Annotated in this window: 25 protein-coding genes and 1 other annotated feature; of the genes, 13 read left to right on the forward strand and 12 right to left on the reverse strand. The window is 40.8% G+C overall.

What is annotated here, in order from left to right; translation table 11 throughout:
* Positions 1-91 precede the first annotated feature (91 nt).
* From AEQ18_RS12375 to AEQ18_RS12385, 3 genes are read left to right on the forward strand one after another with little or no spacing between them, the layout of a single operon-like run.
* The gene (locus tag AEQ18_RS12375; RefSeq protein WP_054116644.1) at positions 92-1,024 is read left to right on the forward strand and encodes an ABC transporter ATP-binding protein; all 933 of its coding nucleotides are present in this window, start codon (positions 92-94) and stop codon (positions 1,022-1,024) included.
* A gap of 11 nt (positions 1,025-1,035) precedes the next feature.
* A complete protein-coding gene (locus AEQ18_RS12380) occupies positions 1,036-2,175 on the forward strand; it encodes an ABC transporter permease (RefSeq protein WP_054116645.1) in 1,140 nt (379 codons plus the stop codon).
* On the forward strand, positions 2,162-3,307 hold the full coding sequence (locus AEQ18_RS12385; RefSeq protein ID WP_054116646.1) for an ABC transporter permease: 1,146 nt from the start codon (positions 2,162-2,164) through the stop codon (positions 3,305-3,307). The genes AEQ18_RS12380 and AEQ18_RS12385 overlap by 14 nt, the downstream gene beginning before the upstream one ends.
* Positions 3,308-3,370: 63 nt before the next feature.
* Here the strand turns inward: AEQ18_RS12385 and AEQ18_RS12390 are convergent, their stop codons facing one another.
* The 5 genes from AEQ18_RS12390 to AEQ18_RS15780 form a co-directional block, all read right to left on the reverse strand.
* Complete coding sequence (locus AEQ18_RS12390; RefSeq protein WP_054116647.1) at positions 3,371-4,342, reverse strand: diacylglycerol/lipid kinase family protein; 972 nt, start codon at positions 4,340-4,342, stop codon at positions 3,371-3,373.
* A 634-nt stretch (positions 4,343-4,976) separates the two neighbouring features.
* Positions 4,977-5,357 carry an ACT domain-containing protein gene (locus tag AEQ18_RS12395; protein WP_054116648.1) on the reverse strand — a complete coding sequence of 127 codons (381 nt, stop codon included), beginning with the start codon at positions 5,355-5,357 and terminating at the stop codon, positions 4,977-4,979.
* A gap of 649 nt (positions 5,358-6,006) precedes the next feature.
* Positions 6,007-6,417: a hypothetical protein gene (locus tag AEQ18_RS12400; RefSeq protein ID WP_054116649.1), complete on the reverse strand. Its 411-nt coding sequence runs from the start codon at positions 6,415-6,417 to the stop codon at positions 6,007-6,009.
* Positions 6,414-7,016 (reverse strand): hypothetical protein, encoded by a 603-nt coding sequence (locus tag AEQ18_RS12405; RefSeq protein ID WP_054116650.1) that lies wholly within the window; start codon positions 7,014-7,016, stop codon positions 6,414-6,416. Before AEQ18_RS12405 ends, AEQ18_RS12400 begins: the two co-directional genes overlap by 4 nt.
* Positions 7,017-7,320: 304 nt before the next feature.
* Complete coding sequence (locus AEQ18_RS15780; protein WP_162838229.1) at positions 7,321-7,497, reverse strand: hypothetical protein; 177 nt, start codon at positions 7,495-7,497, stop codon at positions 7,321-7,323.
* Positions 7,498-8,164: 667 nt separating this feature from the next.
* Here AEQ18_RS15780 and AEQ18_RS12410 point away from each other — a divergent pair.
* Positions 8,165-8,674: a QueT transporter family protein gene (locus tag AEQ18_RS12410; protein WP_054116651.1), complete on the forward strand. Its 510-nt coding sequence runs from the start codon at positions 8,165-8,167 to the stop codon at positions 8,672-8,674.
* Positions 8,675-8,754: 80 nt separating this feature from the next.
* Here AEQ18_RS12410 and cbpA read toward each other — a convergent pair whose 3' ends face one another.
* A complete protein-coding gene (cbpA, locus tag AEQ18_RS12415; RefSeq protein ID WP_054116652.1) occupies positions 8,755-9,393 on the reverse strand; it encodes a cyclic di-AMP binding protein CbpA in 639 nt (212 codons plus the stop codon).
* Positions 9,394-9,551: 158 nt separating this feature from the next.
* Between cbpA and rpmG the strand changes: the two genes are divergently transcribed.
* The 4 genes from rpmG to AEQ18_RS12435 all read left to right on the forward strand — a co-directional run bounded on the left by rpmG (position 9,552) and on the right by AEQ18_RS12435 (position 12,114).
* Positions 9,552-9,704 (forward strand): 50S ribosomal protein L33, encoded by a 153-nt coding sequence (gene rpmG, locus AEQ18_RS12420; RefSeq protein ID WP_054116653.1) that lies wholly within the window; start codon positions 9,552-9,554, stop codon positions 9,702-9,704.
* Positions 9,705-9,716: 12 nt separating this feature from the next.
* A complete protein-coding gene (gene secE / locus AEQ18_RS12425) occupies positions 9,717-9,887 on the forward strand; it encodes a preprotein translocase subunit SecE (RefSeq protein WP_054116654.1) in 171 nt (56 codons plus the stop codon).
* Positions 9,888-10,009: 122 nt separating this feature from the next.
* Positions 10,010-10,552: a transcription termination/antitermination protein NusG gene (gene nusG / locus AEQ18_RS12430; RefSeq protein ID WP_054116655.1), complete on the forward strand. Its 543-nt coding sequence runs from the start codon at positions 10,010-10,012 to the stop codon at positions 10,550-10,552.
* Between the two features lie 122 nt (positions 10,553-10,674).
* Positions 10,675-12,114 (forward strand): DUF1576 domain-containing protein, encoded by a 1,440-nt coding sequence (locus tag AEQ18_RS12435; protein ID WP_082348660.1) that lies wholly within the window; start codon positions 10,675-10,677, stop codon positions 12,112-12,114.
* A gap of 83 nt (positions 12,115-12,197) precedes the next feature.
* On the opposite strand, the gene sdaAA is transcribed toward AEQ18_RS12435, so the two are convergent.
* Both sdaAA and sdaAB read right to left on the reverse strand, forming a co-directional pair.
* Positions 12,198-13,070, reverse strand: coding sequence for an L-serine ammonia-lyase, iron-sulfur-dependent, subunit alpha (gene sdaAA / locus AEQ18_RS12440; RefSeq protein WP_054116656.1), 873 nt, complete (start codon positions 13,068-13,070; stop codon positions 12,198-12,200).
* 12 nt (positions 13,071-13,082) lie between these two features.
* Positions 13,083-13,748 (reverse strand): L-serine ammonia-lyase, iron-sulfur-dependent subunit beta, encoded by a 666-nt coding sequence (gene sdaAB, locus AEQ18_RS12445; RefSeq protein WP_054116657.1) that lies wholly within the window; start codon positions 13,746-13,748, stop codon positions 13,083-13,085.
* Positions 13,749-14,047: 299 nt separating this feature from the next.
* On the opposite strand from sdaAB, the gene rplK reads away from it, so the two are divergent.
* The 4 genes from rplK (at position 14,048) to rplL (ending at position 16,440) form a co-directional block, all read left to right on the forward strand.
* Positions 14,048-14,470 carry a 50S ribosomal protein L11 gene (gene rplK / locus AEQ18_RS12450; protein ID WP_054116658.1) on the forward strand — a complete coding sequence of 141 codons (423 nt, stop codon included), beginning with the start codon at positions 14,048-14,050 and terminating at the stop codon, positions 14,468-14,470.
* Positions 14,471-14,573: 103 nt separating this feature from the next.
* Entirely contained in the window at positions 14,574-15,263 is a 690-nt protein-coding gene (gene rplA / locus AEQ18_RS12455) for a 50S ribosomal protein L1 (RefSeq protein WP_054116659.1), read from the forward strand.
* A 65-nt stretch (positions 15,264-15,328) separates the two neighbouring features.
* Positions 15,329-15,454 (forward strand) — a sequence feature (ribosomal protein L10 leader region).
* A 51-nt stretch (positions 15,455-15,505) separates the two neighbouring features.
* A complete protein-coding gene (gene rplJ / locus AEQ18_RS12460) occupies positions 15,506-16,006 on the forward strand; it encodes a 50S ribosomal protein L10 (RefSeq protein WP_054116660.1) in 501 nt (166 codons plus the stop codon).
* Between the two features lie 62 nt (positions 16,007-16,068).
* Positions 16,069-16,440 carry a 50S ribosomal protein L7/L12 gene (rplL, locus tag AEQ18_RS12465; RefSeq protein ID WP_054116661.1) on the forward strand — a complete coding sequence of 124 codons (372 nt, stop codon included), beginning with the start codon at positions 16,069-16,071 and terminating at the stop codon, positions 16,438-16,440.
* A 323-nt stretch (positions 16,441-16,763) separates the two neighbouring features.
* Here the strand turns inward: rplL and AEQ18_RS12470 are convergent, their stop codons facing one another.
* From AEQ18_RS12470 to AEQ18_RS12475, 3 genes are all read right to left on the reverse strand, one after another.
* A complete protein-coding gene (locus AEQ18_RS12470) occupies positions 16,764-17,186 on the reverse strand; it encodes a VOC family protein (protein WP_054116662.1) in 423 nt (140 codons plus the stop codon).
* A gap of 207 nt (positions 17,187-17,393) precedes the next feature.
* On the reverse strand, positions 17,394-17,567 hold the full coding sequence (locus AEQ18_RS15785) for a hypothetical protein (RefSeq protein WP_162838230.1): 174 nt from the start codon (positions 17,565-17,567) through the stop codon (positions 17,394-17,396).
* 129 nt (positions 17,568-17,696) lie between these two features.
* The gene (locus AEQ18_RS12475; RefSeq protein ID WP_054116663.1) at positions 17,697-18,719 is read right to left on the reverse strand and encodes a branched-chain amino acid aminotransferase; all 1,023 of its coding nucleotides are present in this window, start codon (positions 18,717-18,719) and stop codon (positions 17,697-17,699) included.
* Positions 18,720-18,922: 203 nt separating this feature from the next.
* Here AEQ18_RS12475 and AEQ18_RS12480 point away from each other — a divergent pair, with 203 nt between their 5' ends.
* A complete protein-coding gene (locus AEQ18_RS12480) occupies positions 18,923-19,891 on the forward strand; it encodes a pyridoxal-phosphate dependent enzyme (protein ID WP_054116664.1) in 969 nt (322 codons plus the stop codon).
* 85 nt (positions 19,892-19,976) lie between these two features.
* Here AEQ18_RS12480 and AEQ18_RS12485 read toward each other — a convergent pair whose 3' ends face one another.
* Positions 19,977-20,423, reverse strand: coding sequence for a helix-turn-helix domain-containing protein (locus AEQ18_RS12485; RefSeq protein WP_054116665.1), 447 nt, complete (start codon positions 20,421-20,423; stop codon positions 19,977-19,979).
* Between the last annotated feature and the right edge of the window lie 5 nt (positions 20,424-20,428).

Genomic DNA, 20,428 nt, shown 5'->3' on the forward strand with positions numbered 1-20,428 from the left:
GTCATGGCTAGTTTGGTCAAAGGTCACTAGTATGTGACAGCTATCTTTATTATAGTCGGAACATAGAGAAATTTGAAAGGGGTTTTTGAAGATGATGATCGAAATCAATCAATTGGTGAAACGTTATGACACGTTGGTTGCATTGAACCATGTCGATCTGCAAGTGGCGGAAGGAGAGATCCTGGGATTGCTAGGGCCAAATGGCAGCGGCAAAACAACGGCCATTCACTGTATGCTTTCCTTATTGCGATTTGATAAAGGATCGATTCAGTTATTTGGACAGAAAATGACAGCCGATAATTATGCTGTCAAAGCGAGAATCGGTATCGTGCCGCAAGAAATAGCAGTCTTTGAAGAGTTGACAGTCTATGAAAACATTGATTACTTCTGTGGCTTATATGTGCCGGATAAGAAGAAAAGGCAATCGTTGATTTCAGAAGTTGTGGCTTTGGTTGGGTTAGAAACGTTCACGTCGTTTTATCCTCATGCGTTGAGCGGGGGCTTAAAACGCCGGTTGAATATTGCTTGCGGTATTGCCCATAAGCCTGATTTGATTTTCTTAGATGAACCGACTGTTGCTGTCGATCCGCAAAGTAGAAATAAGATTCTTGAAAGCATCAAGGCCTTGAATCAATCAGGTGCGACGATTGTGTACACGACCCATTACATGGAAGAAGTGGAATTGTTGTGTGACCGCATCGTGATCATGGATCAAGGACAAGTGATCGCCAAAGGGACCAAAGATGAGTTGAAGGATATGGTCCGTACCTCAGATCGTTTAACGATCGATATCCCATTTTTACCAGAAGAGGTGCACAAAAAAATCAAAGCACAGCTTTCTTTTGAAGACATGCACTACGTAGATGGGGTGTTATCTGTAACCTCTACGCATTTGAAAGATGATCTATTGCCGATATTAACGATTTTGCAAGAAGCAAACCTCACCTACGGGAAAATCAGTACCAAAGAGGCCACATTGAATGATGTTTTTCTAGAGATCACTGGCAAAGCGTTGCGGGATTAGGAGGGATGACGATGTTTTGGCATATGTATTTTTATCGATTAAAAATTTTATCAAGAAATAAATCGCTCTTGTTTTGGACATTGGCTTTTCCCATCATTTTAGGCTTGATGTTTGTTGCTGCATTTGACCAATTGGATGAAGGAACCACTTTAGAAGCCATTCCTGCTGCTGTTGTCCTTCCTGAAGAAGAACATGAATCGGCCGACAGATTCGTTGACTTGTTAACTACGATCGAATCTGACGGTGCAGCTTTATTCACGCTGCACACTGCAACGGCTGATGCAGCACAAAGGCAATTGGAAGCCAACGAGATTGCAGGGTATTATGTCCTACAAGAAGAGCAGATCACCTTACATGTAGGACAAGCGGGACTGCGACAGACTATCATGAAAAGCGTCATGGATCAATATCTTCAGCAAATGGCACGCCACACATATTCGATGGAATCGGGAGATCTCGCTGCAGCAGATATCATGCAAGAGCTGGATACGCCGACGTTCCAAACCCGTTATGGAGAGGCCGAGATGAGTATCAAGAGTTTCTATTTCTTTACGTTGATCGGCATGGCGATCCTTTATGGCACCATGTGGGGATTGCGACATGCCTTGGATCAACACGCCAATCAATCTGCCAATGGCATACGCTTATCAATGATGCCAATCACCAAAGCGAAAGTGACGTTGGCCAATCTTATGGCCAGTTTTACCATCTTTTATTTAGAGTTGTTAGTGATCATCGCTGTTTATCGTTTTGTTTATCGTGTTGATTTCGGCACACGCTGGCAGTGGTTGCTTCTCGTGGTCGCTTTAGGTGCCCTCAGTGCCTTGTTATTGGGCTTGCTGATGGGGAATGCCTTTCCTAAGATGGCTTTGGCACAAAAAGAAGGGATCGCCACCGCGGTCACGATGGCCTTGAGTTTTCTTGCTGGGATGATGGGCTCTGAGCAAGTGAAGTATTGGATTGACGTCAATCTACCTTTCTTAGGAAAAATCAATTTGGTCAACTTGATTAGCGAGAGCTTATATAAGTTGTATTATTATCAGGATCTTTCCAGTTTCTATCTAAACCTCATTTGGCTGATTGGCATTATTTTTTTGATTGCTGCGATGAATGGGTTGTTTGAAAGGAGGGTTCAATATGATGCTTTATAAAACGATTTGGCAACTGCTTAAAACCAATAAAACCAACTTAATGATTGGTGTGATCGTTACATTGGTGATTACCTTCTTCTACGCCCAAAGTATTGATGTCGGGGATACGCAGTTGCAAGAGGCAAAGATTTTGATTCTGTCTGAACATGAAGCGCCTATTATAGATGGCATGACGGATTATTTGGCAGAAACGCAGACGGTCGTCCAAATGGATTCTCCAACCCAAAAGGAAATAGATGATGCCTTGTATTTTCAGCAAGTAGGGATCGTCTTATATCTCCCAGATGACTTCTCAGATACAATCCTTTCAGGTAAAATGCCTAACATTGATATACAAGCGCGACCAGATGCTTTTTCTAAGACCCTCGTGACGCAACAAGTAACGACGTATCTCCAGACGTATCTGGCATACGCACAAACGCTTGCTCCTGAAGAAGCAATGGTTCAAACAAGGGAGACTCTGTCGATCCAGGGCGACTTGGTGCTTAGTGAAGAATATAGTCAGCGTATGGGTCGGTTATTCTCTGGTATGACCTTCAATTTATTGGCGTATGGCTTATTCATGTCGATTTTTAGCGGTTTTGGCGTTGTGAATTTGGCCTTTAACCGGAAGATGATCAGTCAACGAAATCAGGTAGCACCGTTGTCCAAACGAAAGTTCAATCGGCAAATCACCTTGGCATTGGTTGGCTATTCCATTCTTTTGACTATTGGTTTTTGTGGATTGGTGTTGTTGCTGACCCGTCATCTGTGGTCGAATGCGATTGGCTGGCATGTGTTGAATGTGCTTGTTTTCATCCTGCCGGTGATTGCATTTTCTTCCTGTATGACCTCGCTTATCAAGAGTAGTGAAGCCATCGGGGGAATTAGTACTATTTTCATTATGGGCAGTTGTTTTATCGGCGGTGTCTTTGTTCCGTCAAATTTATTGCCGGCTATCGTCAATCACATTGCGGCATTTACACCGACCTATTGGTTTATCCAAAATAATCAACTGATTAGCCAAAGTTTGACGATCAATTCGGCGTTTTTAGAAACGTTTATTGCGCAATCTGGTATTTTGCTGGCCTTCGCAGCAGTGTTTCTCATTGTTCAGTTGGTAATGAGCAAAGACAAATCGTATTTGCGGTAATTGAGTAGGAAAGTGTTTGGCCAATAGAAAGAAGGTGTGCCTCAATGTTGAGACACACCTTTTTTAACACCAAAATAATTGTTTTGCTGTAGTCAATGTTAAATCAAATGATCGTTTGCCCATTTCTTCGCCATCTTCTTGCCCATGTTGCGGAATCGTTGAGATGATTCGGATTTTAGCAGTCGAAATATGATGGAAATAACGAGATTTCATATGTTTCTTGCGGGTCAGCAATAAGATCAGCCAAAAAATTTTGAACATGGCGACACGCTCGACCAAAACAAAATCCAGTTTGTTATCCTTGATCGTCGCTGTGGGTGCAATCGACACCCCGCCGCCGAAATAAGGATGATTGGTCGTTGTACACAAGAAAGCTTTTGAGAAACTTAATTGCTGCCCATTACATTCGACCAAAATCGGAAAGCCTTTTTGTCGGAACAATACGTTTAAAATCGCTGCGATATAAGAAAAAGAACCCATATTAAATTTGTTCAAATTTGACTTAGCCGCTGAATGATTGGCCGCATATACAATGGCTGCATCTAAGCCAATCCCAACATTGTTGATGGCCACACCCGCTTCATTTTGGATTTGTTCGTGGTAGTGGATGACTGTCAGTTCTTGCGGCCGGCTAGTTCCAGCGATTTGCCAAAAAACTTTTTCAGGCTCTTTCGGAAAATCCAGACTGCGGGCAAAATCATTGCCTGATCCCGCTGGAATGTAGGCGATCGGAATCTGTTGTTCGTTGACTTGCTGGACTTCAGAGACCACTTGATGTAATGTGCCGTCGCCACCAATGACCACCAATAGCGGAAATAGCATGTCGCTATTCTCGATATAAGCCTCATCCCAAGGCAACAGTGTTTCTTTAAGCAGCTTCTGGGTCGTCAGGCGTTCTTCGCCAGCTTGTTGCGTATAATAAAACTGGTGTGGAAAGTGATGTTTATCTAAGATTTTTTTGATGCGCTCTGCTACCTTGCTGCCGCGTCCACTACCTGAAGCAGGGTTGGCGATGATGTGATAATAATATTTCATGGCATATAATCCCCAATATACTAGTTTACGTTCAATGCGGTCTATTATAGCATGTTTCACCAAATGTGTGGATAGGGAAGTATGCGAAAAAGAGGACAAAAAAATAGATTCGACGAAAGTGCCAGTCATGATCGGTAAGGTTCTGATGTCCACTTTGATCATAATGTTCAATACATTTCGTCGAATCCTATTCAATTAGTAAGGAGTAACCCAAATTCCCACATCCTTTGTGCTTTATTTTAAGTTGACAACAATTCTTTTCTTGCAGAACCTACATCGTCTGCTTTACTGGGAATTCCTGCTCCTTACACTTATAGTATAGCAGAAAAACGCAATATTGCAAGCGTTTACAAAAGCGTGATGAGGTCTTAAACCTTTTTTAAACACTTGTCGATTTATACAAATTTTAAGTTTTCTTTCTTCGTTTAGCCATATTTTTGCCGTAGTGTAGATACAAGGAGCGATGCAACATGAAAAAAATCGAACTCAAATCCTATCAAATATGGCGAATCATTCTTCTCGCACTTGTTGTTTTTTGGAGTGGTGTAGGCTGCTTGCTTTTATGAAACAGCATCTTCAGCTATAGAAACGTAGACAATCGCAGAATCTGCGATTGTCTTTTTTTGCATAGGTATCAGGCGCTGGTATCAGCCACTATGGTATATGCGTGCGCCTGCAAGATGTCTTTTGCTTGTTCGATTTGCTGTTCTTTGATCAATAGATAATCAGTATTATAAGTAGATACAGCAAAGATGCTGATCTGATGCGCAGCCAATAGACCAGACAAATCAGCCAAGATACCGACAAGGCTGAAATCCAGCACACCGACGATCATCAGTGCTTGCCAGCCATCTTCCCGGGCTAACGTCTCTTTAGGGACAGCGGCTGTCGGTAGAACGATGGAGCATTCTTCTGGGGTCTGAGCCAGAAAAAGCGGCTTGATGGTCAACCATGCCGGATCGAATGCTGCGACTTGTATGACCGATAAGGGGGTGGAGAGATGTTTGATGTTCATGATGGATCTCCTTTCTTCTAGAAATCTTTATCGTTCTATTTAAACAAATGTACCTTGATATATCAACAGTTTCCTGTATAATAAGTACTCGTGTTCAACACAACGCGGTTCATCAACCGATTCGCATACGTGTCCCTATATGTTGATCTATCAACATATTTCTTATTTTCAAACCAATTTCATCCACAAAGACATCCACAGGATTTTTCTTCTTATTTTAAAATTAGTTTAGAAACTAGCTATGGATTTAGCTTGAAAATTAGCTGACGGTTTTTGTTATAATTTCGATGTGAATGAGACGATCCGAATGAGGCTAGATGTCAAAAAAATCCGTCAATTAGAGTGAAGAATGATAGGGAGCTTCGAAAAGTGAAAGAACTTGTAACAAGTAAGCGAGTAACTCTGTTGGACGAAAAAGAATATCAAGAAAGCATACAGACATCGTCAAGCTTGCTTAAACAGGCTTCCTTAGTAACGCCGATGGAGAAGAAATGCTGGAAAAGTATCCTGTGATGATAGTTATAGATAAGATTATGCTGATTATTTCAGAAATTGAATCTTTTTGAACGTAAATTAAATCCCTCTTACTCAGAATCGAGTAGGAGGGATTTTTTGTTAACTTCAATGGGAAGAACTTAGGTATAAAACTTCAATCAGATATTAGACTATCCATATACTCTTTGGTTAAATCGGTTGCACCATACGCGGCATCTTCCTCGTCAAAATCTAAATCATCAACCCATTGATAATAGTGTTGAACCTCATGGGAGATAGTTTCCAATATATAGAAGATAGCATCTTCTTTTCCATGTAACTTCATTAAGTGAGCAAAGTCACCTGTTGAAACTTTTATTCTTGATCTTTCCTCTTTATTAAAGGGTGCATAGAAAGTTCCAAGTACTTTTTCAACAGTTATGCTATTATATACAAATTTAGCCCCTGTAATATTTATATCTACTGGTAGAGGGAAATCGTAATTTTTTGAAAGCCATTCGATATAGTTGGTTATCTTTTTTGCTATGAGCTTATTGACAGTAGGTCTTACAGATAATTTTATCACTGTTTTCCCCCATTGTGTTTTTTACTTGGTGTATGTTTTTTCATAGGTCTATTTGGATTCTTATTTGACCTTGATTTGAAATTTTTATTATTTCTTGCTTTATTATTCAACTCGCGACCTTGTTTTTTTAGATTGGATTTTCCAACGGGACCACTTGCTTTATTGGAGAAATAACTTGTTATGGTTTTATATGCCCAGTGACCAGCACCAATTGTCACACCGCCAAGAATGATCGCACCAGTAGCGGCCAGTGCAACTTCGCCAACACCAGGAATCAAATAAACTCCAGCTACTGCAGCAAAACGGGGCTGACGATCACAGCTACTTGATGAGGATAGCTCATAAGCGGTGTTTAGTAAATGAAGTAACTTTACTTTGTTATAAGTCACGCCATTTATGATGAGCTTGTTTTTTGTTATATCAATTGTAGCAGAAGCTTCTTTTTTATCATACTGAACTTCGTTCTCTTCTTCAATGTCCCACAGTGAAACTTGTCCATTCTGCTCTTCATCAGCTAAAATATTTATACCTGGATACGCTAAACTTACAAAAAGTGATAAAATACTGACAAAAACAATTACTTTAAATTTTCCATTCATGATATTCCCTCCTTAGTTTTATTGTTGAATAGTATATTAGAATATCATAATGGATATAAATTTTATGCTAACGTTTTTGTAAGTAAAAAAATATCAAGTGTATTTAAATAAGAGTTATATAAGAAGAGGGTGGGAGTTTGCGATAATATTTATTTTAACGTAAGATTACTTTGCAACATGTACAAAAAGAAGATTACTAAGACAGGAAGTTTTTGGGGAAGTCTTTCCAATTTTACCTAGTACTCTTCTTTTTTTATTTTATCATTATTATTACATAATCGGTATTATTGATCGGACTATCGTCCTATTTTTTATGTTCTTCGATTAGTTGTTCTAAGGCTTGCAATTCCTCGAGAGATGCATTTTTAATATATCCCTTGGCACCTGAACGATTGCGTACATGTTTCATTTGTTCTTGATTCTTTTCTTGCCATTTCCTGGATGCTTTAAGTTGAGCATCAGAAGTTTTCTTTTCGGTCAATGCGAGAGCTCGTTTCTAAAATAGTTGGATAAGTTTCATTCTTATAGAAAGGATGATTAAAACCATAAGTATCACCAAGGTGAAATTTAAAATTTTTCTTCTTTTTAAAATTTTCAACATTGGATTCATTCCTTTCATTAAGATATAATTAAAGGGAAGAGAGGGTTTCCCCCTATCCCTAGTTGTCGAGATGCTTGATTAGCAGTTCGAGTAACTTTTCAATTATGGCTAGTATTGCGAGTACTGACCCAATTTTGACTGATAGTTGCTCTTGCGTTTCAGGCTTTTCTTTTTCCCTTCGTTGTTTCCTTAATAATTTTTAAGTCCTTGCTATATTCGTGTTATATATCGGATGTATATGAATGTCGATAGATTCTGGTGTTTAATTGAAAATATAGGAAAAGTCCGCTCTCAATTATTTTTGATGACGGTAAAGGCATATAGTCATAGCCACAGTGGCTGAAAGTGGAATCAATAACATTTTTATTGCAACAATTCTGCCACAAAAAAATGTGAATTTACAGTATAACAATTCAAACAAATTTTTTGATGTTTAAATATAACCTTGATATATCAACAGTTTCCTGTATAATAAGTACTCGTGTTCAACACAACGCGGTTCATCAACCATCCCGCGTAATCAAAACTTGGAGAAAGTAGGGTTTTTATGGAAAAATCAAGGAGTTTCAGCAATCAACGGCTGCGCGTCATGGTAGCCAATGGATTGATCATGGCCGTGTATATTGTCTTATCGATCGTGGTCTCGCCGTTTGCCTCAGGTGCGATCCAATTTCGGATCTCAGAAGGATTGAATCATCTAGTGGTGTTCAATCGCAAATTGATGTGGGGCGTCGTTGGCGGCGTAGTCGTATATAATTTATTTTTTGGTTTAGGTGTGATCGATGCCTTATTTGGTGGGGCAGGTTCCTTCTTGGCCTTAGGTGCCACTGCATTGATCTATAAGAAAGTACCGAACGTGTTTATGCGTTTGGCATTTAACACGATCGTTTTCTCAGCAAGTATGGTCTTAGTTGCATGGATGTTGAATATGGTTTTGGGCTTGCCTTTTTGGCTGACTTTCGGAACGACAGCATTAAGCGAATTGATCATTATGACGCTGACAGCACCACTTATGTATATTGTAAATAAAGCGGTCGGTTTCGACAAACGCTTTTAAATTATCCGTTGTTTTTTGCTTGGATGGTTCTCAAAAAACAGCAAAACAGCGTCTGCTTAATGAAGCGGACGCTGTTTTTTTTATTCTGCATTTAAATCTTCGATCTCCACGACTTTGAAATTTTTGATCTCTAGTTGATGGACGATCTTATCACATAATTCTTTTGATGTTCGGGCAGGCAATGTGATCAATGTCCGACGAATAAATTCATCTTTGCCAACGTCTAATGTGATACAACTCGCAATACTGCTGTATTTGGCGATGATTTTTGAAATGATGGCTAAATCTCCTTGCTGGCCAGTAGAGGCAATCGTCAAAACATAACTGCCTTGCTCTACGCTCCATGACTGTGCCAACATATTCAATAATGAGCTGTGGGTCAAAATGCCATAAAATTGATTGTTTTCATCTAAAACAGCAATGTAAGGCAATTCTTTGATCGTAAAGAATACATTGAAGAAAGACGAGTTGACGTAAATAAATTTGGTGGCATTTTTTAACAAATAAGTGACTGGTAACGTCATGTCGCCGCCATTGGCTTTATGGCGATAAATATGCATCTTATAGATATTTCCTCTAAAAATTTTGCCTGATTCATCAAGGATCGGTACACAACGATACCCGGATTCTTCTAAGATCGCTAATGCTTCTTCTAAAGTGGCTGTTTCTTTGACGGTGGTCAAATCCCGTTTTTTGTAGACCATAGTTTTTAATAACATCAGTTTTCCCCTCCTAATATAACCATTTCACCACTTTATCATACCATAAAATCGGCGAAAACTATATTTTTGCATAATCAATCCTTAAATTGACACAATCTGGAAATAATGGTATTTTTAATGTTGGAAAACTATGTATAAAGGGGGAGGACACTGAGATGGCACAAAAAAAAGCAGCTTTGGCTTGTTCTGTCTGCGGATCCCGCAACTATTCGAAATCGATCAGTGAAGGCAAGAAAGGCGAACGCCTTGAAATCAATAAGTTTTGCAAGTATTGCAATCAATATACTTTGCATCGTGAAACCAAGTAGGGAGGGAATCAAATGAAATTTTTGAAAAGTGTTGTCGAAGAAATGAAAGTCGTTTCTTGGCCATCAAGAAAACAATTGCGCAGAGATACCTTTGTAGTTATCCAAACGACATTGATTTTTGCTGTGATGTTCTTTGTGATGGACACGTTGATTCAAACTGTTTTCAATTGGATCTTGAAATAAGCAAGTCTTCTTGTTTATCCGCTAGTCATAATCACAGATACGTGGTATAATCGCTTTGAGGAAAAACTTCGGTCTAGCTGAGGTTTTTTTATTTTACAAAAAGATGGGGAGTCCGAAAAAAAATGGAATCTTTTGAAAAAAATTGGTACGTCTTGCACACTTACTCTGGTTATGAAAACAAAGTCAAAGCCAATATCGAATCCCGCGCACAAAGCATGGGCATGGGGGATTTTATTTTCCGTGTTGTCGTGCCAGAAGAAGTTGAAACGGAAGAAAAAAATGGCAAAACCAAAGAAATCGTCCACAAAACATTTCCTGGTTATGTCTTAGTTGAAATGGTCATGACAGATGATTCTTGGTATGTCGTTCGAAATACACCAGGTGTAACTGGTTTCGTTGGCTCGCACGGTGCCGGCAGCAAACCAGCGCCATTATTGCAAGAAGAAATCAATTCAATCTTGCGTTCGATTGGTATGAGTACACGCACAGTGGAACTTGAAGTCGAAATTGGCGAAACTGTCAAAATCATCGAAGGTGCCTTTTCTGGTCTTGAAGGACAAGTGACTGAGATCGATGAAGAGAAAGAAAAACTGAAAGTCAATATCGATATGTTTGGTCGGGAAACCAGTACTGAGCTTGATTTCGAACAAGTCGACAAAATTTGATCCGGCTGAGACTGTTATCTATTGAAGAAATGCATTAAACTAAAAGTATACATGGTGGACCAATCCGTTGGCCCACTTTTTTTCACAAATAAAGTAAGCGCTTTAAAAGAGAAAGGGGTCCTATGTCAAGTATTGTTGGTTTATTGAAGAGTAAGTTCCGCAATGATTTGCATTTTCCAGAGAAGGGAACAATTTCCGTCCACAATGGATATCGTCTATTGTTTTTGTTCAATTTATTTTTGTTTTCGGCTGCTGTGGTGTTGATGGAACCGAGGCAATTGCTTGCTGAAATGCAATTGATCCTCTTTTCGGAAAGTCATTTGGTGACGGATTATATCGCGCTGACTTCTGTTGGTACCGCACTTTTTAACAGTAGCATGATGACATTTATTGCGATTTTTATCTGCTATCATTACCGTGTGCCGATGACCGGCGGGGCGGTATCAGCGATCTTTATGGTAACGGGATATGGCTTGTTTGGCAAAAATCTGTTGAACTTTATCCCAATATTTCTGGGGGTACGGCTGTATTCCTATTTCATGAACGAGCCTTTGAAGAAATTTCTGCTGATTGCTTTGTATGGATCATCTGTATCACCTGTGGTTAGTTTCTTTGCCTTTAATCAAAGGCTTTCACCTGTTTTGGGCATTGGGGTGGGCTATTTGATTGGGATCGTGATTGGCTTTATCATGGTTCCTTTGGCACTGCATTTCCAATCTTTGTTTAAACGGGTCAGTTTGTATAGTGCTGGTTTCACTTCTGGGATGCTGTGTACGATGGTTGCGGGTATTTGCCGCATGTTTGGGTTACAGATTGACCTTAGAGGCATTGTGTCCAATGAACAGCAACCCGAATTGATTGTTTTTTTAGTGATCTTTGGTCTGCTTTTATGCGGGTATGGTTTGAGAATGGCATCAAAACGCCATCGCTTGAATCTTCGTGCGATTTGGTCCCACAGCGGGAAAATCGAATTAGATATTTTGAGGGATACTGGCGTCTACAATACCATGATCAATATGGGGTTGATGACACTCTTATTGGTAGGCTATGTTATGACGATCGACGCCGTGATGAATGGCCCTGTTTTAGGCGCGATCTTTTGTGTGATTGGCTTTTCTGCCTGCGGTGCGCATGTATTTAATTCGGTACCATTATTACTGGGGGTGACTTTGGCTAACACATTGAATATTTACGCCATGAATGAAACGGTAACAGTGACGGCAGCCATTTTTGCGATGATGCTCTGTGCCATTACCAATGCCTATGGCTGGAAGGGTGGCTTGATCGTTGGCTTCATCCATACCTCGATGGTGTTGAATATCGATGTTTTACATGGGGGCTTGAACCTGTATAATAATGGCTTTTCTGGCGGATTGGTTGCGATGATGATCATTCCTTTACTGGACTTATCACAGCAACTGAGGAATAAAAGAGCGATTGACCAAGTCGAAGACGCGATGCTAGATAAAGCCGGTATCGTGCTTCATCCCATAAGGCAAGAGGAAGAACCCACATCCGAGGAACCCCAAGAAACGCGTCTGTCGCTAACGAGAGACAACTAGCAAACAGCGCTAAGGAACTACACAAAAAACCAACAACCAGCTGAAAATCACTGTTTGTCGGCGTTTTGTGTGGTTCTTTTTTATTAATGACTGTTGGCTAAAATCTCAGCCTGCAGACGTTGGGCTGTCGGCGTCATAGCTAGGCCACCTTCTGCCGTTTCTTTAAAAATACTGGGCATTTGCCGCCCCACTTGGTACATCGCTGCTACGACTTCATCAGGGGGAATGACACTTTCGATCCCTGCTAAGGCCATATCTGCCGAAATGAAGGCTTGGGATGAGCCAAGGGCATTTCGCTTGACGCAAGGCACTTCAACAAGTCCTGCCACCGGATCACAGATCAAGCCCATCATATTTTTTAAGGTGATAGCGACCGCTTGCGCCGCTTGGTGAGCGGAACCTTGTTTGGCACAGACCAACGCAGCCGCAGCCATGGCGCTGGCTGAACCGATCTCTGCTTGGCAACCGCCTTCAGCGCCAGAGATCGAGGCATTGTTGGCAATCACTAGGCCAAAGGCACCAGCGGTAAATAGAAAATCGATTTGTTCCTGACGTGTCATGCGCAATCGTTCCCGCACAGCCATCAAGACACCCGAAACAACGCCGGCACTGCCAGCAGTAGGAGTCGCACAGATCAAGCCCATTTTGGCATTGACTTCATTGACAGCAATCGCATTTTGGACTGCCTGTAAGATCGTATCGCCACTCAAAAAGTCGCCAGCTGCGATATAATCATTCATCTTTGCCGCATCCCCGCCAGTCAATCCGGTGACCGAAGTCACACCAGCGACACCTTCAGCCACGGATTGCTCCATCACGGTTAAGTTTTTGTCCATTAAAGCAACGATTTGTTCGTGGCTGCGTCCAGTATTTTCCATTTCAACGGCAATCATCATTTCTGCGACAGAGGAATAGTCTTTGCTTTGGGTTACAAGTTCATCAATTGTATAAAACATCTTTTTGCTCCTTTAATCAAAATAAGCCGCACTAAATACGTGGGGAAGGACCTTGATCTGTTGGGCCAATTGATCGTTCCGCTGATCGACCTCAATGATCATAATGGCTTTGTCGCCGACAGATTCTCTGGTAACGGTCATCGTCCCAATATTGATGGCTGCCTCAGACAACAGATTCGTTACTTTGGCAATCATACCAGGCACATCTTGGTGAACGATCACATAAGTTGGCGTACCTAATGTCAAAGAGATCTTAAACCCGTTCAATTCAGAGATTTGGATATTGCCACCGCCAATTGAGATACCCGTCACTGACAATTTGTGGTCTCCCTTAGTCAAAATCATTTTGACCATATTGGGATGCTCTGCTTTTTCTTTTTTAGGGACAAATAAAACTTCGATGTTTTCTTCATAAGCTAGTTTCAGAGAATCAGCCAGACGGGCATCATCTGGATTCATTCCCAGTAAACCACCGACAAGGGCAATATCTGTACCATGGCCCCGGTAGGTTTTCGCAAAAGATTCATATAATAGAATATCGACAGTATCCGGTTTTTCTCCGAAAATACTGCGAACGATTTTTCCGATCCGTGCTGCACCAGCGGTATGCGAACTGCTAGGGCCTACCATGATCGGACCAATAATATCAAATACACTGCGGTACTTTAATTGTTCCATTTTTTCACCTCAGGATTCATGATTCAAAAAGATTTCAGTAGTAGTGTAGCATAGAAAGAGGAGAGTACAAGTAAAGGAAAGCAAAATACGTAAAAAATTATTTTTCTAATGATCGCTGTCATATTCTATAGATCGTGGCAGAAATGAAAGAAAAAATACTTGAAATTATCTTTAAAGATGCTATAATATTCCAGTGTGCGTTCGTCACATGTTTTTTGTGTGTGCACATGAACCATCTAGTGGGAGGAGAAATTTGGATCTCCAATACACCACATCACGGACTCAAGGAGGTATGTCTCGTGGCAAAAAAAGTAGAAAAAATCGTTAAATTGCAAATTCCTGCAGGTAAAGCAACACCAGCTCCGCCAGTAGGTCCTGCGCTAGGTCAAGCGGGCGTCAATATCATGGGATTCACAAAAGAATTCAATGCACGTACAGCTGAGCAAGCAGGGTTGATCATTCCCGTAGTGATCTCTGTATACGAAGACCGTTCATTCACTTTCGTTACAAAAACACCACCAGCAGCAGTATTATTGAAAAAAGCAGCAAACATTGAAAAAGGTTCAGGCGAACCAAACAAAACTAAAGTTGCAAAAGTTTCACGCGATCAAGTAAAAGAAATCGCTGAATTGAAAATGGAAGACCTAAACGCAGCTGACGTTGAAGCAGCAATGCGCATGGTTGAAGGAACTGCACGAAGCATGGGAATCACTGTAGAATAATTTTTACAGTCCTAAGAAAGTAGCTTCTCAGTCGGCTCTATATTGAAAAATATGGGACACGTGGGAGGTTCTACCGTTATAACCACATCAAGGAGGAAACAAAATGGCTAAAAAAAGCAAAAAAATGCAAGATGCATTGAAAAAAGTTGATGCTACAAAAGCTTATTCAGTTGAAGAAGCAGTAGCTTTGGCAAAAGAAACAAACATTGCAAAATTCGACGCAACGGTTGAAGTTGCTTACAAATTGAATGTAGACCCTAAAAAAGCGGACCAACAAATCCGTGGCGCGGTCGTATTACCAAACGGTACTGGTAAAACACAAACTGTTTTAGTTTTTGCTAAAGGCGAAAAAGCCAAAGAAGCAGAAGCAGCTGGTGCTGATTTCGTTGGTGACGACGATATGGTCCAAAAAATCCAAGGTGGCTGGTTTGATTTTGACGTTGTTGTTGCAACGCCAGATATGATGGCTACTGTTGGTAAATTAGGTCGTGTATTAGGCCCTAAAGGTTTGATGCCTAACCCTAAAACTGGTACTGTAACAATGGACGTAACAAAAGCTGTCAACGAAGTAAAAGCTGGTAAAGTGACTTACCGTGTTGACAAAGCTGGAAATATCCATGTACCAATTGGTAAAGTATCATTTGATGATGCGAAATTGATCGAAAACTTCCAAACAATCCATGACACATTGTTGAAAGCTAAACCTTCAGCAGCAAAAGGTCAATACATGAAAAATATTACTGTAACGACTACTTTTGGTCCTGGGATCCACGTTGAGCAAGCTTCTTTCTAATTCAAAATAAAAAATTCAAAAACTTTTATTGACTTGGCTGCCTTATCTATGGTAAGGTAGTCAAGGTTAAAAGTTTAACTGTACCGAAGACAGTAGGTGGCGTCAGCCTTAATTTCCTACCGAGGACGTTTATTGAGAGTATTCAATAGTCCCTCTATGTCTACGGTGGCATAGGGTTTTTTTATGTTTTGGTCAACAAAGCACAAGAAACTCTTCCATCAAAATCAGGAGGTGAAATATAAATGAGTGAAGCAGCTATCGCTAAAAAATCCGCGATCGTCGATGAAGTAAGTGAAAAGTTCTCTGCAGCCGCATCAGTAGTCGTTGTTGATTACCGTGGATTAACTGTTGATGAAGTAACACGCTTACGTAAACAATTGCGTGATGCAAACGTTGAAATGAAAGTTATCAAAAATTCTATTCTTTCTCGTGCTGCTGAAAAAGCTGGTCTTGAAGGTTTAGGTGAAGTATTCACTGGACCAACAGCCGTAGCATTCAGTAACGAAGACGTTGTTGCACCTGCAAAAATCATTAACGATTTCGCAAAAGATGCTAAAGCATTAGAAATCAAAGGCGGTATCATCGAAGGCAAAGTTTCTTCTGTCGAAGAAATCGTTGCATTGGCGAAATTGCCAAACCGCGAAGGACTTCTTTCTATGTTGCTATCTGTGCTACAAGCACCTATCCGCAACGTGGCTTACGCTGTCAAAGCAGTGGCAGAAAAAGAAGAAGATGCAGCTTAATTGCCGCATGATCATCAGTTATTAAACAAATAAAACTATTCAACTAAATGGAGGAAAACAAAATGGCATTGAACATTGAAAACATTGTCGAAGAGCTAAAAGGCGCGACAATCTTAGAATTAAACGATTTAATTAAAGCTATCGAAGAAGAATTTGGCGTATCTGCTGCAGCTCCTGTAGCTGTAGCTGGTGGAGCTGGCGACGGCGCTGCTGCTGAAGAACAAACTGAGTTCACTGTAGAATTAACTGCAGCTGGCGATCAAAAAGTTAAAGTAATCAAAGCAGTCCGCGAAGCAACTGGCTTAGGCTTGAAAGAAGCTAAAGCAGTAGTTGATGGCGCTCCTACAGCTGTTAAAGAAGGCATCTCTAAAGACGATGCTGAAGCATTGAAAGCAGCTTTAGAAGAAGTTGGCGCTTCAGTAACAGTTAAATAATCACTCTTGATTTTTAAGAGCTGGAATCCTTAGTCGATAAGGTTCCAGCTCTTTTTTGTTTTTTTTTGACCATCCGTGTAGTCAAATATTTAGAAGATAAACCATCTTATAATCATTTCTTAGCACTGTCTTTTGTTGTTTGAAACGGGTAGTTACTGTTGGGTATCGCATTTCTGGATGTTCTTTTCTTGGAAGTATGTTTTTTTATATGGCTTATAGTAAATTTAAGCTGAATAAAGGAGATGACAAAACAGGCTATGATGAAAAAATTTGATCCATCTAATCTATGCAGATTGGATGGATCAGATAAGATAAGGTGAAGTTTAAGGTAGTCTAGATTGCATGATATGATTTTCTCCGTATTGAATGAGATCCCATAAATTACCATATAAATCTTTAAAAACTGCTACTTTGCCATAATCTGCTGTTTTCGGATCTCTAACGAAAGTCACCCCTTTTGCTAATAGCTTGTTGTAGTCACGTTCAAAATCATCAGTGGCGAGAAAAAGAAAAACTCTTCCACCAGCTTGGTTTCCTACAAAATTTTCTTGAACCGGTTTAGAGGCTTTGGCTAATAAAACTGTCTTACCGGTTGAATTTGGTGGTGCTATGACTACCCAACGTTTGTCTTGTTCGGGTTGATAAGTGTCCTCGATCAAGATGAAATCAAGTTTTTCAGTGTAAAATTGAATGGCTTCATCGTAATCATTCACCACTAAAGCGATATGGGCAATATTTTGTTTCATGTACATTCCTCCTTGAAATTGAATAACTAAATAGTAGCATAAAAAAGAAGGAGTCCTTCAATGAAGGATCTTTTTTAATTCACGTGCGACTATCTCATATTGATTCTATGCATGATTCTCGTGATTGTTCGATTGATGGGAATTAGCGAAATACAGTATAAAAAAGCTAATAACGTACAGTCAGCATTCTTCCATGCTGACTGTACGTTATTTTTTGCGGAATTGCTGGAATAAAAAAACAAAAATAAAAAAGAACAAAGATTCCCAAAGCGTTGTGGTCCAGCTGAAATTGCGGCTGATCCCAAAGAATAAATTACCCATATTGGAAATAAACAAATACAGGAGTGTGGCTAGTAGGGCATAAGCCAGACGTTTTCCCATTGAGATAACCCCCTTTTTCACCATTTTAACAAGTGAAGGAAGAGGGGGCAAATGTTTTCTTTAGAAAAACGTGTGCACACACAGAAAAAGCCGTTTCCTTTCGAAAACGACTTATATCCAGTAAACATTTTAGTCGAGGGCAACATCAAATATCCATCCTTCAGGTGCTTCAAGGTCACCAAATTGGATACCAGTCAATTGATCGTATAACGCTTTTGTTTTAGGGCCAACTTCAGTTTCACTATAAAAAACATGGAAATCATCCCCATTTTGGATACCGCCGATCGGCGAGATCACTGCAGCAGTCCCGCAGGCACCAGCTTCGACAAAATGATCAAGCTCGTCAACAAATACATCTCCTTCGATGGCAGTTAAGCCTAATGCATGTTCTGCTAAATAGAGCAGGGAATATTTGGTGATACTAGGTAAAATCGAAGGGGATTTCGGTGTGATGAATTGGTCATCGCCTGTGATCCCAAAGAAGTTCGCTGAACCGACTTCTTCAATTTTGGTATGTGTTTCAGGGTCCAAGTAAATACAGTCGGAAAACGCGCGTTCATGGGCTTCAAATCCTGGCAATAAGCTGGCTGCATAATTGCCGCCGACTTTTGCAGCGCCAGTCCCATTGGGTGCTGCCCGGTCATAATCAGACACGATAAAGTTGGTAGGCGCCAATCCACCTTTGAAGTATGGCCCAACTGGCATACAAAAAACAGTGAAAATGTATTCAGGTGCAGGACTCACACCGATGTTTTCACCCACACCGATCAATAAAGGTCTGAGGTATAATGTTGCGCCGCTGCCATAAGGCGGGACAAATTCTTGGTTGGCTTTCACGACTTGATTCACAGCCGCTAAGAACATTTCTTCCGGTACTTGTGGCATACGCAAGCGGTACGCACTGCGATTGAACCGTTTGCTGTTTTCGTCTGGGCGAAAAAGGTTGACACCGCCATCTTTGCGGCGATAGGCCTTCAATCCCTCAAAACATTGCTGCCCATAATGCAAGGCAGTAGAACCTTCGTGAATATGCAGATAATTGTCCTCTGTTAATTCACCCTGACTCCATTCACCGTCTTTCCATGTAGCAAGAAAACGCCATGGCGTTTTGATATAAGAAAATCCCAAATTTGACCAATCGATCGTTGTCATTTGTTCACACCCTTTTTTAATTTTTATTAGTATAGCACTAACGATTTGAAAAGTCATTATTTTCTGAAAATTTACCGGTATTTTCTAAAGTTCCCCTATGCAAGGCGTAAATTTTTGCAAAGAAAGGGAGATTCAATCGATTGTATTTCTCAAATTTGTGTGCTTCAATAAAGAGGTAAAAAAACAAATAAGGAGGCTTGAACGTGACAACGCAATTAAGGACAGACTATACAGGTGTCGAAGAGGCCTATCAACGGTTAAAACCGATCATGATCCATACACCACTGGCGCCATCAAATATTTTAGGGAAGGAGAAAGAGGGGGCCATCTTTCTCAAATTGGAAAATCTGCAACGAACAGGTTCTTTCAAAGCCCGCGGTGCCTATAATAAATTGTCTTCTCTGACTGAGGATGAACGCAGCCGTGGCGTGATTGCTTGTTCTGCTGGGAATCATGCCCAAGGCGTAGCATTGGCGGGGTCTTTGTTAGGCATCAAAGTGCGGATCTTTATGCCCCTGACTGCTGCCAGAACCAAAATTGAGGCGACCCAAAATTATGGCGCACAAGTTGTGTTGGCCGGGGAGACTTTCGATGAGACCAAACAGATCACTTTAGAAGCCATGAAAGAGAGTGGAGAAGTCTTTGTTTCACCATTTGATGATGCAGCTGTTATGGAGGGACAAGGAACGATTGCCTTGGAACTATTGGAGGATCTGCCTTTGATCGATAATGTGATCGTCCCAATTGGCGGTGGCGGACTGATTGCAGGTATCGCCTTGGCATTAAAGGCATTAAGACCAGAAGTCAAGATCATTGGCGTGCAATCATATGGAGTGTATGGCATGATTGCTTCTATTTGGCAGCAAAAATTAGTAGCCAATCGAAGAAATCGAACATTGGCAGACGGTTGTGACGTCGCTCTGGCAGGGGAGTTGACATATGATATTTTAAGAACTAGAATCGATGAAACCGTATTAGTTGAAGAAAAAGATATTGAACAGGCCATTCATTATCTTGCTTTGAAAGAAAAAGTCATTGCCGAAGGGGCTGGGGCCCTGAGTACGGCAGCAATTCTCAGTGGGCAGATCGATCACTTGTTGAAAGGCAAGAACACTGTTGCCATCGTATCGGGTGGGAATATTGATTTTTCGGTGTTTAAAGAAATCATTTGATTTGAAGGAGTATCCAATTCATTGAATGAACCTTAGGAACCAGTGACAGCTGCAAGTTGGTGGTTCCTAGGGTTTTATTGTTGCGTCAATCATGACTCGCATTTTCTTCCAGGAAAGCTTCGATCCATTGACCAAATGTCAGCACATATTTCAATGGACCGACAAGCGTATAGCGGGCAAGCTGATCGTTGATTTTTTCATAGAAAAATTGGCGGGTTTCTCCTGAGTAGAGCAGATTGTATTGCTTGATGATTTGTTGTGTTTGGTTTCTAAGCGCCGTGTCTGATGAAATGGCGACATCAATGGCAAGCAAACTCTCGCTATGTGTTTTTTCAGCTCTCTTATGATTGAAGGTCAATAAGGGATCTGTAAAGGTTTCACCGAGTAAAGATTTGACGGATTCGCGAGAAAAGCGCCATTGGCCGGCTACTTTTATCCCTTCAATGACATGAGATTTTTGATAGTTGCGAATCGTTCTGGTCGTCACACCCAATTCTTTTGCAAGATCATCCACGGTATAGTAATCTTTCATGCCTA

Source organism: Enterococcus sp. RIT-PI-f (assembly GCF_001297065.1).
Classification (GTDB): domain Bacteria; phylum Bacillota; class Bacilli; order Lactobacillales; family Enterococcaceae; genus Enterococcus_D.

What these genes read in the sequence shown, in the direction of transcription:
- rplA (WP_054116659.1), top strand. Translation starts at nt 14,574, where the DNA reads ATGGCTAAAAAAAGCAAAAAAATGCAAGATGCATTGAAAAAAGTTGAT.
- secE (WP_054116654.1), top strand. Translation starts at nt 9,717, where the DNA reads ATGAAATTTTTGAAAAGTGTTGTCGAAGAAATGAAAGTCGTTTCTTGG.
- AEQ18_RS15785 (WP_162838230.1), bottom strand. Translation starts at nt 17,567, where the DNA reads ATGGGAAAACGTCTGGCTTATGCCCTACTAGCCACACTCCTGTATTTG.
- AEQ18_RS12470 (WP_054116662.1), bottom strand. Translation starts at nt 17,186, where the DNA reads ATGAAACAAAATATTGCCCATATCGCTTTAGTGGTGAATGATTACGAT.
- AEQ18_RS12405 (WP_054116650.1), bottom strand. Translation starts at nt 7,016, where the DNA reads ATGAATGGAAAATTTAAAGTAATTGTTTTTGTCAGTATTTTATCACTT.
- AEQ18_RS12395 (WP_054116648.1), bottom strand. Translation starts at nt 5,357, where the DNA reads ATGAACATCAAACATCTCTCCACCCCCTTATCGGTCATACAAGTCGCA.
- AEQ18_RS12435 (WP_082348660.1), top strand. Translation starts at nt 10,675, where the DNA reads ATGTCAAGTATTGTTGGTTTATTGAAGAGTAAGTTCCGCAATGATTTG.
- rpmG (WP_054116653.1), top strand. Translation starts at nt 9,552, where the DNA reads ATGGCACAAAAAAAAGCAGCTTTGGCTTGTTCTGTCTGCGGATCCCGC.
- sdaAA (WP_054116656.1), bottom strand. Translation starts at nt 13,070, where the DNA reads ATGTTTTATACAATTGATGAACTTGTAACCCAAAGCAAAGACTATTCC.
- AEQ18_RS12390 (WP_054116647.1), bottom strand. Translation starts at nt 4,342, where the DNA reads ATGAAATATTATTATCACATCATCGCCAACCCTGCTTCAGGTAGTGGA.
- cbpA (WP_054116652.1), bottom strand. Translation starts at nt 9,393, where the DNA reads ATGTTATTAAAAACTATGGTCTACAAAAAACGGGATTTGACCACCGTC.
- rplL (WP_054116661.1), top strand. Translation starts at nt 16,069, where the DNA reads ATGGCATTGAACATTGAAAACATTGTCGAAGAGCTAAAAGGCGCGACA.
- AEQ18_RS12380 (WP_054116645.1), top strand. Translation starts at nt 1,036, where the DNA reads ATGTTTTGGCATATGTATTTTTATCGATTAAAAATTTTATCAAGAAAT.
- AEQ18_RS12475 (WP_054116663.1), bottom strand. Translation starts at nt 18,719, where the DNA reads ATGACAACGATCGATTGGTCAAATTTGGGATTTTCTTATATCAAAACG.
- rplJ (WP_054116660.1), top strand. Translation starts at nt 15,506, where the DNA reads ATGAGTGAAGCAGCTATCGCTAAAAAATCCGCGATCGTCGATGAAGTA.
- AEQ18_RS12375 (WP_054116644.1), top strand. Translation starts at nt 92, where the DNA reads ATGATGATCGAAATCAATCAATTGGTGAAACGTTATGACACGTTGGTT.
- nusG (WP_054116655.1), top strand. Translation starts at nt 10,010, where the DNA reads ATGGAATCTTTTGAAAAAAATTGGTACGTCTTGCACACTTACTCTGGT.
- AEQ18_RS12385 (WP_054116646.1), top strand. Translation starts at nt 2,162, where the DNA reads ATGATGCTTTATAAAACGATTTGGCAACTGCTTAAAACCAATAAAACC.
- AEQ18_RS12485 (WP_054116665.1), bottom strand. Translation starts at nt 20,423, where the DNA reads ATGAAAGATTACTATACCGTGGATGATCTTGCAAAAGAATTGGGTGTG.
- AEQ18_RS12410 (WP_054116651.1), top strand. Translation starts at nt 8,165, where the DNA reads ATGGAAAAATCAAGGAGTTTCAGCAATCAACGGCTGCGCGTCATGGTA.
- sdaAB (WP_054116657.1), bottom strand. Translation starts at nt 13,748, where the DNA reads ATGGAACAATTAAAGTACCGCAGTGTATTTGATATTATTGGTCCGATC.